Origin of the sequence: Ruegeria lacuscaerulensis, assembly GCF_013031245.1 — a bacterium.
Lineage (GTDB): Bacteria > Pseudomonadota > Alphaproteobacteria > Rhodobacterales > Rhodobacteraceae > Ruegeria > Ruegeria lacuscaerulensis_C.
This window is the reverse complement of record NZ_WPZL01000064.1, coordinates 1-10093: the sequence shown is the minus strand read 5'-3', so window position 1 is coordinate 10093 and position 10093 is coordinate 1. Positions and strand designations below refer to the sequence as shown.

The following is a 10093-nucleotide window of genomic DNA, read 5'->3' as shown; positions in this document are numbered from 1 at the left end:
CAAAGGCCAATCATGCACTAACAATCAAATTGGACCACACAAGTGGGGCTGATCAAGCCGTTTCACGGGCTTATCAAAGATCCGACTACTTCGATGAACGTTTGTTGCTGGCCGAACGCTGGGCGGCACATGTAACCGGGGTTGAGGCTGATATCATCCCGATTCGGGGTGCAAAAAATGCGTGAACTTTGCAAGGTTACGCACAGCTTTCCCACAGAGTCGTCCCGAGGTTCATCTTTATATTGTAGCTCACCAAGCGCTTTCATCAAGGTATTGCGGTGCATGGGGTGCACAGTTTATGGTGAGTACACCTTTCAGGACACCCCATGAATGTTCTTGAGGTATCACCGCAGAGGGTCGCCTTCGCCTACCAAAGTTCGGGCGACCCATCTGCTTAACCCCAAAGCAGGAGCTTCGGAATAGAATGCACACGGAGAGAGACAAGGCACACGCCCAGCATCAAAAAGGGTTCGCTCTGTTCTTCTCCCGTCGGGATGCAACGAATGTCATTCGTCACATACCCACGATTAATATGTACGCACCTGCGTATAGGAACGCAAATAGTTTTTCGCATTCTGCGAACGCGCTGAGTGTTCTACGTATACAGGTTGTCCGTCAATTTAGCGAAAAATTCTATCCGAACCTTCTGCCAAAATTGGAGCAATTCAAATGGCAGAATCGAGCGCCAAGCCCAAAAACCTGATCCGTCTTAAAGATGCAATTCAGCGGTATTCGCTGAGCCGGTCCACCTTCGACCGCGCCGCCAATGCGGGTGTGATTACCAAGCACACCGTAGGTCGCGCCGCGTTCGTGGATACGCATCAGATTGATGCCTGGATCATGGGCGAAAGCCAGGGCGTTTAAGCGAAACCCGCGCCAATGGGGACGACATTGACACGGGTGATTTCGTTTAGGCCGTGTAGGAAATCTACACTTGGAATCTATCGTGTTCCGTCCCTTCGCGCAAGCGAGGATAGAACTAATGACTGCATTTACAGGCAGCGAATTGAAGTTAGACCGCCCTGAAGCGGGCACACTCTGGGTGACAGGCTGGCATTGCCTGAAATCCGAAACCGGGATGGGTGAATACCTTGTTGAGAGTGAAGGCGCTGATCCGCGCACCCTTCATGTAAGCAAGAACAAGCGCCGTGTTCTGGAAGCCCTGATTAAAGGGCCGATGTACTGCGCCAGCCCCTGCCGGTTGTCGCACTACGTGCAAATGCTGCGCGATGAACAGGGCCTTAATATCGAAACAGAGTGGTACAGCAACGACGCGCGCACCGGGCGTGAACGGTTCGGTGTGTATGTACTCAAGGACAAGGTGACCCTGATCGACAGTCAGGGGGTGCGTTCATGAGCGCCTACAGCCTTCAATCCCGCGCCATTCGTTACGAACCCCGTCAGATCCAGTCTGACAATCAGAACACGCCGCCGCGCAGGGCGCTGCGCGACTGTCCGATAGTGGCACTGCACTGGTTCGGGGTGGACCTGAATGGGGGCGCGTCATGAACGCGGAATCCCTGACATTCAATCTCGGTGGCGTCTGGCGCAATGGGCAGGGTTCTGCACCCTGTCCCGTCTGTCAGCCGGAACGTCGTAAAGACCAACAGGCCCTTTCCATATCTGAATCAGGCGGCAAACTCTTGTTGTACTGCTTCAAGGGCGGCTGCAGTTTCAAGGATATTGCCGATGCGGCCAACGTCCCGGCCAGTTCCGCACGGATTGATCCGGCGGCACGGCGCGAAGCGGATCAGAGGCGTAAGGAATACGAGGAAAACAAGCTGCGGCAGGCGCGCGGGATCTGGGAAGCATCCCGGTCCATCGAGCGCACCAAGGCCGAGGCTCATCTACGTGGGCGGGGTATCACCTGCCCCCTGCCGCCGTCCCTGCGGTTTGTCCCTGATATCTTCCACAGCCCGACAACGTCGTGGTGCATGGCAATGGTGGCGCAGGTCACAACTGGCGGCATTCACCGGACGTTCTTCGATAAACGGGGCAACCGGCTGGCCAAGTCTGCCAAGCTGATGTTGGGGCCGTGCAGCGGTGGCGCTGTGGTTCTGTCAGAGGCCGAGGGACCGCTTGTGGTGTGCGAAGGCATAGAGACCGGCCTGTCCCTGCTGTCGGGACTGCTGGAAGACTCTGTGACTGTCTGGGCCACGCTCAGCACCTCGGGAATGAAAGCCCTGCGCCTGCCGGATGAACCGGGGGCGCTGATTATCGCAACAGACGGAGACCCAGCCGGACGGGAAGCCGGGGACGCGCTTGCGTCTCGGGCATATGCCCTTGGCTGGAATGTATCATTGATGCCCGCGCCGGACGGGCAGGATTGGAATGACGTCCTGAAAGATGGAGCAGTGAAATGAACGCAGTACCGCAACCAGTACCATTTGAACCCGCAACGCAATGGCCTGACCCGGATATGAATATTGGCCAGCCCAGCCGACCTGCGCCCCCCGTGATGAGTGACGAGGATTTTGAACATGTGTTCGGGCCGTGGGCGAACTGGATCAAGGATGCAGCCGAAGTAAAGAACGCCCCGGTTGACTATGTGATGCTGACCCTGTTGAGCGTCGCCAGTGCCGCAATCGGTAATTCACGTTGGGCGGTCCCATGGGACGGCTGGAAAGAACCGCCGATACTCTGGACGCTCCTGGTTGGTGATCCATCAGCAGGCAAAAGTCCGGCTCTGGATAGTGTTCTTGATCCCGTCAAAGAGATTGAACGTGGCTTGGCCGAGGAATACCGCCATGCCCGTGATGAATGGGAGTCCGAAAACGAAATGGCTTCTTTTTCACTGGCGCAGTGGAAACAGGATGTCAGAGACGCGCTTAAAGAAAGTGCTGATGCACCTGCTAAACCAACTGAGGCTGATGCGGGGCCATCGCCGGTTCGTGAGCGGATCAACATCACCGACATTACCACCGAAGAAGTTGCGCACCTTCTCTCTGCCACATGGCGGGGCCTGCTACTGTCTCGCGATGAGTTGTCCGGCTGGCTGTCCTCAATGGATCGGTATAACGGCGGCGGTGACCGTCCATTCTGGTTAGAGACGTTCGGCGGGCGCAGCTACACCATTGACCGGAGAAACCATCCAGAGCCTATAGTTGTGGATCATCTGAGCGTGGCCATTACTGGCGGTACGCAGCCCGACAAACTGTCTGAACTGCTGGTCAAGTCCAGCGACGACGGGCTGTTGGCGCGGTTCATGGTGGTGTTTCCTGATCCTGTACCGATTGAGCGACCAGCGTCCATTTTGGATGAGGCCCGGATGGTCAACGCGATATCACGCCTGCGGTCCTTGCAACCTGCATTGGACGAAGAAGGCAGCAAACGCCCGTACTTTGTTCATCTCAGCGAGCCAGCGGCCAATGTGTTGCAAGACTTCCGAAAGCAGGTCAGGGAGTGGGAGGCGGACGCCACAGAGCTGTTCAAGAGCCACATCGGCAAGATGCCGGGTCTGGTGGTTAGGGTGGCGTGTGTTTTGGCCCATCTAGATTGGGCGGCAAGCACAACTGATGCGCCGCCGTCTGCTATCGAGAACCATCACATGGGCCGTGCCTGCGACCTTGTAGGGGATTACCTAAGGCAACACGCCTATCGTGCTTACGGTACTGCACGGGCAGCTCCGGAGGTCGAGGGAGCAAAGGCAATTGCTCGTATCATTCTGGAAGAACAGCCGAGCGGGCTAAAGGTCCGGGATATTCAGCACCGCAATCGAACCGGCCTCGGGACAGCTAAGCAGGTAATGGCGGCTTTCTCGGTGCTGATGGATGCGGACTGGTTGCGGGAAATCAGAACCGAAACCGGGGGCCGTCCGTCGGTGGTCTTTGCGGTTAATCCAAAGCTGGGAGGTTGAGCCATGGGACGTTGGTCTGAATTGGCGCGGAGGTACGACGCTGACCTTATTACCCCCGCCGACAACCGGCAAAAACCGGCAAAAAGGGTCCAGAGCGTTGAAAACAAGGGCGATGGCGAAACGCCCCTAAGTGGCAAAAACCGGCAATAAGCCCGGAACAAAACAAGGTGGCGGACTTTCTGCCACTTTCTGCCGGTAAGGTCGGTCCTAACGAAAGCTCTGCAAATAAAGGGTTTGATGACTTTCTGCCGGCTTCTGCCACGTGTCGGGGAGAGAAAACCGGAATGGTCCAGGATGCGCCTCAGCAACTACCCCAAAGCCAGGGGCCTGTACCGGATCGTGTTGGCGTAGGCGGCAGGCCCGTCACATGGACCGGCAAGGTGGTCAGCCTAGAAGAATGGCGGCGTCTTTCAGAATGGGAACGCCACGGCTCCAACGACAGGGTGTGGAACGGTCTAACACAGCAATGGGAAGCAGCGACATGAGGACGAGCGACAACCAAGGGTCGGGAAAAGAAATGGAACCCGAATACACTGAAGAAGTCTTTCTATACCGCGAGACACTAGAGACGCCTGCATGGCGCGCGCTGCCTTCGACTGCGGCCAGCCTATATCCTTGGCTGGTGTTGCAATGGACGGGGCTTAAGGAAAACAACTACGGTCAAATTCGTCTCTCTATTCGGCGGGCTGCTCTTTTCATTGGCAGTGACGTTAAGACCGCTGCCAGGGGGTTCCATCACCTTCAGGCCACAGGATTATTGCACTTACTGAACACGGCGGTTTGGGCAAACGGGGATGCGCTACTTCTCCTGCATACGAGTTGACCGAGTACCCCTTGCAGCACTCCAACCAAGGCCGCAAACTCTACACGCATTGGCGCGAAGGGCATGACTACCCGGTGCATAAAGCACCTGCTCGAAATCCAACCGGCAAAAACGGGCAGTGTTAGGGAGAGACTTCCAATCGGTTATTTGGCATACCTTCTGCACAAACCTTGACGACCACTATGCGGACAAAGTGTGAATTCGCCGCAGTTGCGCTAAAATCCGCTCTCCCAAATTAAGTTGGCCAAAGACACCGATTTTGGAGAAAAAACTGACGGGATCATGCGAAACCTCCCGGCTAGATTGCCAAAGCAGGCAGAGACATCTATGCATTGTCCGACAGGAGACCCGACATGATTTTCAGAACCTATTATTTTGCAAACGCGAGGTGCATGTTCCGATAACGGTTTCCAAATCCGTTGCCATGCGCCCCCGCGACCCCCGGGGGCTTTTTTGTTTTTTGGGCATGTAATCTCAGACTGCGCATTCCGACTCCACCACCAATCGAACCGAAGACTCGCCGATAGATAAAGTGATAGCCATGCATTTGTCCCATCCCCGCACAGCACCGGCACTGATGGCACTGGGCGCGTTCTTCCTGGTTGCCAATGATACCTTCGTAAAGCTCTACGCCAGCCACTTGCCTACCAACCAGATCATCGCTGTCCGTTCCTTGGCAACAGTGGCTTGCTGCATTGTGATCCTGTGGTATCGGAGAACCCCTCTACCCAGCCTGCGCAATCGCGATCTCTTTATCCGGACCGGGTTCACGATCGCCAATGTCTATGCATTCGTGATTGCGCTGGTTTCCCTGCCGTTTTCGCTGGCGGTCTTCATCGACCTGACAAACATCCTGTTTGTCGCGCTTCTGGCACCGATGGTTTTGACAGAGCGGCTGACGCTCGGAAAACTGGGTGCTGTGACCATCGGTATGCTCGGGGCAGGCATCATGCTGTCACTTGAGGCCGTTGCCTCGGGATGGCTCATTCTATTCCCACTGCTCAGCGCGTTGATGGGGGCCGGTCGCGAACTTTGGACAAGAAGGCTTGGGCCTGAATACAGCGCCGTTGCACTGACACTCTATGCATCTATCGGGATGGTGATTGTGGGTGTGTTTCTGGGCGTGGGCGATTGGGCACTTAATGATTCACTGGCGCTCGCAGCTGTCCTCGCTGCTGGTTTGTGCCACGGCGTGGCCATGCTGTTGATCACGACAGCGCTCCAATGGGGCGAGGCTTCATTTGTGGCACCCTTTCGGCTGACATCTCTGCTCTGGGCGGTAATTGTTGCCTGGGCGGTCTTTGGAGAGTCTTTCACGGCCTCACAAATGCTTGGCGGTGGTCTCATCATCTGCGCCCTGCTCGTACTCACACTCTTGCCGAAGGACAACCGGCGTTAACTTCAGCGCGTTTTTCGCCGAAATTTGAGAACCGGACATTTGTTTGTGCCGCAGCATTTGGAAATTTGGGCTCGAAGCGGACTTTCGACCTGACAAAGAAACCGCCCGGTTCAAGGGGCGGTCCTTGGGGCCGAGCAACTCGGGAACGCGGCTCAGACGTTCACCGCGCCCAGTAATCTCGTCGCATCGTCACGAATGAGCGCGTTGAACGCGTCGTCAATGACGCCATCCTGACGGGCTGATATGCGGCACGTTGAAGCCGTTGTGGAATGGGCGCGCGAACGGAACATGAGAAAGAGGGGGCATCCGGAGCGATTGCCGGTAGCCAACCGGGAGAACAGAGACGCGTTTTAGGCGTCTCTTGATTCCTGGGTTACGCCCTCATAAATCCAGATTCTTCTTAAGGAAACCGAGAACGTCCCGTTGTGCGGTTTCAAATTCGAGCAATCCGTGCTCAGCGGCCAATGCTCCATTCTTATAGACGACGGATTTGCTACCATTCGACTTATCCAGGAATTGAGCGCAGTCTCCCTTGGTCCATTGATTTTGATGCCACGGGTCTCGTTCTCCCAAAAGGGTCAGAACAGGCTCGCTTTCGGGTGCATTCACCCCTCGGTATTCCGGCCACGGCGCGTGGCATGTCCAGCCTTCGGAAACCCTCGCCCTGACTTGCTGCTGTTCATTTTGGGCCTCAAAGGTAACGGTTACTACGCCTCCTTCACTGAACCCCATCAAGACAATGTTCCTGTCATCCACTGTGGGAAGTTGCCGCGCCCTCTCTATTGCAAAACCGGCATCGTTGCGTCTGAGCACCACTGTTCCACGGAACAGACCTCCTTCGCGCGTCTCCACATTGCATGACCGAGGATATGTTTCGCGCGCCAGACTGGCAGGCGCTATCACTATAAATCCGTTGTCTGCGAGAAACTTCATTCGCCTGTGAGTGCCCGGCCAAATCCCACTGCAACCGTGCATGTAAATGACGGTCGGCACTTTCCGTTCAATACCCGTTGTTGCCTGTTGCAAGTCGTCCGTTGTGACCAGCTTGGACGTTCCTTTGCCGGTTGGAACTCGAACAATGGCCGCTTGCCATGTTCGTTCCAGTTCAAGTGGATCATCCCAATGCTTCCAAGAAAGATCCGCTGGGGCAGAAAACACCTTTGAACTGTTGTGTAAGCCGTGGTCCTGTGAATATGCGGGAACGGACAGCATCATTGCGCCAACGAACGCCACAAGCGCCATTGTGGTTCCAATGTTCTCTGTTCTTCTAAGGTGGGTTGAAGGCAAGCTCTCAACCTCTCTGGTGAGACAGCGGTATTAGGTACCACCAATGAAGGGCAATTGTACCGGGACACCAAAACGGCGGAAAGCCCGCATTTTGGGCGTATGCCGGATTATCGGAAAGAGCTATGTGACCCACGTCACTGACTGCAATGCCAGCCTATGCAATACTGAGGACATAGATGAGTTAGCGTTCATGTTGAGTTTAGAGCGCATATTTTTCATTACCCTCCCTGGGACTGGGGCGTGCTTGTGATAGGCGCGCCCAATTTTCATTTGGTGATAACTCGCACTACTCCAGAACGGAGAGAGGCAGCAAACTAGGACGCATAGATTGTTGCCGGGCCGCCCACAAAGAAAGCCGCTTTTTTGAAAGTGTTGTTCGGCGCGATGATTGGCACTGGCGGGTGCCGTTGTCACGTAGTTGGATAAAGTTAGGATACCAAAACTAAGAAGTCTTAAGAATTGCCGTCGACTGACGTTTCAGTAGTCTCGAGATTCAATATGCATCACCTCGCAGAACATTTCGCAAATCTTGTTGAGGGCTACGGGCTCGTCGTACTGTTTCCCACGATATTCTTTGAAACGTTTGGGTTACCTCTCCCTGGAGAAAGCGCCTTGATCGCGACATCGGCGCTTGCAGCAAAAGGATCTCTCAACATTGTCGCAGTTGCAGCGGTCGCCAGTCTTGCGGCGATTGCTGGCGACAACATTGCCTATATGATTGGACGAAGGTATGGCCGCGAAATCATCCTTGCGTATGGGGCGCGTTTTGGCATTACCGAGGCGAAGTATGAGGCTGCAGAACGGGCAACGGACAAATACGGCTCCTATGTAGTCGTATGCGCGCGATTCTTCGTATTACTTAGACAACTCAATGGCTTGGTTGCAGGATCAGCAAACATGCCATGGGTGAAGTTTTTCGTTGCAAACGTTACGGGCTCTGTGCTTTGGGTTTTGTTCTGGACAACACTTGCATATCAGTTTGGGCTGCACGTTTCCCTCTTGACGAAGGCCCTGCACCATTTTTCGCTAATAGGAGCCGTGTTGATTCCTATAGCCTTAGTGTTGGTGTTCGTATTTGGTCGCAGCGCTCTGAAGAGACGCAACACGGTAGCCAAGAAACGACGCAAGGCAGGTTGAATCCAACTGGGTCTTGGCTTTTCGATATCGGTTTCGGGTGCGCGTGCTCGGTGTTGCCCTGTTATCGCCTGTACTATCAGGGTCGTTATTTCCCGTTAGAAAACGGTAGTCCGGTTTGTCGGAAAGAGGCTTGCTCGATAGCTCAAACCAACCGCATGACCAACTCGACCTCTCCATCAACTATTCTTCCCGTCCGGTGGAAACCAAACTTCTCATAGAGCGGCATAGCGCCACCCGGCTCATCAACAACGCTAACTACCAGATTTGAGCGCCCTCTTTCGCACGCCAATGATTTTGCAAACTCCAACGCGGCTGTACCATAACCGCGACCCTGATGGGTTGTATCGACCATCAGCCGCCAAACATAGATCCCGTCCGGGTTGTCACCTTCGTCAAGATCCGCTTCCGGGTGGGACATATCGACCACCGCCAGCAGCCCGACCGGGGTGGCTTTCTCCCAAATACCGTAGATTTCCGACCCTGGCTCAAAAATAGACTGGGCCATAGTCATTAGGTTTGATGCAACGAACGAAGTCTGCTCGTCGTGCACGTTCAGTGCCGCCAGAGGTCGGAGCGTATCTCGTGAGAAAGGGCGAAATTCAGGCATTGGCAATCTCTAACAGAGTATCACAGGACCGAGAAGTCTAAGCCATTTTGGACTGCAATCTACCTACCAGAATCGCGAAATCTCAGGTATGAGTCCCGGCATTGATTTCTTTCTTGAGGTATTGCCATGACATTTGTCCGCACCCAGGCTGAGTACCATGCCGCACTCCGGGAGATTGAGTATCTGTGGGGGTCTGAGTCGGATACCGAGGAAGGTCGGAAGCTGGACGAGTATTTGGCGGCTGTGGAGCAATACGAACAGTTATTCGACATAGCGCCTGACATGCAGGCCACTGCCTAGACACTTGGTGACTAATTGTCGTGGGCGCTGCTAACCGTATCGGGAGAGTGGATATGAACAGGAACTATATCATTACCGCTACAGTGATTGTTGCTGTCCTGGCTATCTTCATGATGAGGTCAGGTGGCGAGGACGCGGGCGGTGAGGAAACCGCACCAGCCACAGCGACGGAATAAGCGCGATATGCGCGCCACACGCCGTAGACGGATTGCAAATCCGTTGACAGAGTTATTCCTCCCCCGCCTGGAAACGCCCTGTAAACGCCTGTATAAACAGGGACCGGTATTCCCCGTTAGAAACCTGCGATAGCCGCCGCGATGTCAACATTTGTTAACATGCCCGCTGTATTTCCGCTGTTTGAACAGCGAGCGTGACAGCTTCCACCATTGGGAGATGTTTGTTCCCTTTTTGGGGGTGGGAGTTGGGAAACGCCCCTCTCAATCAAGTGGCCATCCACCAGTTTCACGAAAGGTATATCCACGAAACGATATCTCAGTTTTGCCTGCTCACGATTTTGTGATAACAGTTCTCACACCATCACTCACGGGACCCCGTTTTATGGGAGAGGGACTACCACCTCTCTCCCATGATTAGTCGCAGCTTCGCACAGGGATTGAAGTTTCTGGCGATGATCAGCCCCACTTGTGTGGTCCAATTTGATTGTTAGTGCATGATTGGCCTTTG

General features: G+C 54.7%; 12 protein-coding genes and 1 pseudogene. 10 read left to right on the top strand and 3 right to left on the bottom strand.

Going from position 1 to position 10093, the window contains the following annotated elements:
- The 7 genes and pseudogenes from GOX66_RS25670 to GOX66_RS24760 all read left to right on the top strand — a co-directional run.
- Positions 1 to 185: pseudogene (locus tag GOX66_RS25670) on the top strand (hypothetical protein); the annotation flags it as partial.
- A 484-nt stretch (positions 186 to 669) separates the two neighbouring features.
- The gene (locus tag GOX66_RS24785; RefSeq protein WP_170766482.1) at positions 670 to 864 is read left to right on the top strand and encodes a helix-turn-helix transcriptional regulator; all 195 of its coding nucleotides are present in this window, start codon (positions 670 to 672) and stop codon (positions 862 to 864) included.
- Positions 865 to 982: 118 nt separating this feature from the next.
- Entirely contained in the window at positions 983 to 1357 is a 375-nt protein-coding gene (locus GOX66_RS24780) for a hypothetical protein (RefSeq protein ID WP_170766480.1), read from the top strand.
- Positions 1354 to 1509 carry a hypothetical protein gene (locus tag GOX66_RS24775; RefSeq protein WP_170766478.1) on the top strand — a complete coding sequence of 52 codons (156 nt, stop codon included), beginning with the start codon at positions 1354 to 1356 and terminating at the stop codon, positions 1507 to 1509. The genes GOX66_RS24780 and GOX66_RS24775 overlap by 4 nt, the downstream gene beginning before the upstream one ends.
- Complete coding sequence (locus GOX66_RS24770) at positions 1506 to 2363, top strand: DUF7146 domain-containing protein (RefSeq protein WP_170766475.1); 858 nt, start codon at positions 1506 to 1508, stop codon at positions 2361 to 2363. Before GOX66_RS24775 ends, GOX66_RS24770 begins: the two co-directional genes overlap by 4 nt.
- Complete coding sequence (locus GOX66_RS24765) at positions 2360 to 3856, top strand: YfjI family protein (protein WP_170766472.1); 1497 nt, start codon at positions 2360 to 2362, stop codon at positions 3854 to 3856. Before GOX66_RS24770 ends, GOX66_RS24765 begins: the two co-directional genes overlap by 4 nt.
- Before the next feature lie 1364 nt (positions 3857 to 5220).
- Positions 5221 to 6078: a DMT family transporter gene (locus GOX66_RS24760; protein ID WP_170766470.1), complete on the top strand. Its 858-nt coding sequence runs from the start codon at positions 5221 to 5223 to the stop codon at positions 6076 to 6078.
- 152 nt (positions 6079 to 6230) lie between these two features.
- On the opposite strand, the gene GOX66_RS24755 is transcribed toward GOX66_RS24760, so the two are convergent.
- Entirely contained in the window at positions 6231 to 6368 is a 138-nt protein-coding gene (locus tag GOX66_RS24755; RefSeq protein WP_170766468.1) for a hypothetical protein, read from the bottom strand.
- A 91-nt stretch (positions 6369 to 6459) separates the two neighbouring features.
- On the bottom strand, positions 6460 to 7320 hold the full coding sequence (locus GOX66_RS24750) for a dienelactone hydrolase family protein (RefSeq protein ID WP_170766465.1): 861 nt from the start codon (positions 7318 to 7320) through the stop codon (positions 6460 to 6462).
- A 543-nt stretch (positions 7321 to 7863) separates the two neighbouring features.
- Between GOX66_RS24750 and GOX66_RS24745 the strand changes: the two genes are divergently transcribed.
- Positions 7864 to 8502 carry a DedA family protein gene (locus GOX66_RS24745; RefSeq protein WP_170766463.1) on the top strand — a complete coding sequence of 213 codons (639 nt, stop codon included), beginning with the start codon at positions 7864 to 7866 and terminating at the stop codon, positions 8500 to 8502.
- 142 nt (positions 8503 to 8644) lie between these two features.
- Here GOX66_RS24745 and GOX66_RS24740 read toward each other — a convergent pair whose 3' ends face one another.
- A complete protein-coding gene (locus GOX66_RS24740; RefSeq protein WP_170766461.1) occupies positions 8645 to 9109 on the bottom strand; it encodes a GNAT family N-acetyltransferase in 465 nt (154 codons plus the stop codon).
- A gap of 126 nt (positions 9110 to 9235) precedes the next feature.
- Between GOX66_RS24740 and GOX66_RS24735 the strand changes: the two genes are divergently transcribed.
- Positions 9236 to 9409 (top strand): hypothetical protein, encoded by a 174-nt coding sequence (locus GOX66_RS24735; protein ID WP_170766459.1) that lies wholly within the window; start codon positions 9236 to 9238, stop codon positions 9407 to 9409.
- A 53-nt stretch (positions 9410 to 9462) separates the two neighbouring features.
- On the top strand, positions 9463 to 9585 hold the full coding sequence (locus GOX66_RS26110; RefSeq protein WP_272871552.1) for a hypothetical protein: 123 nt from the start codon (positions 9463 to 9465) through the stop codon (positions 9583 to 9585).
- The last annotated feature ends 508 nt before the right edge of the window (positions 9586 to 10093 follow it).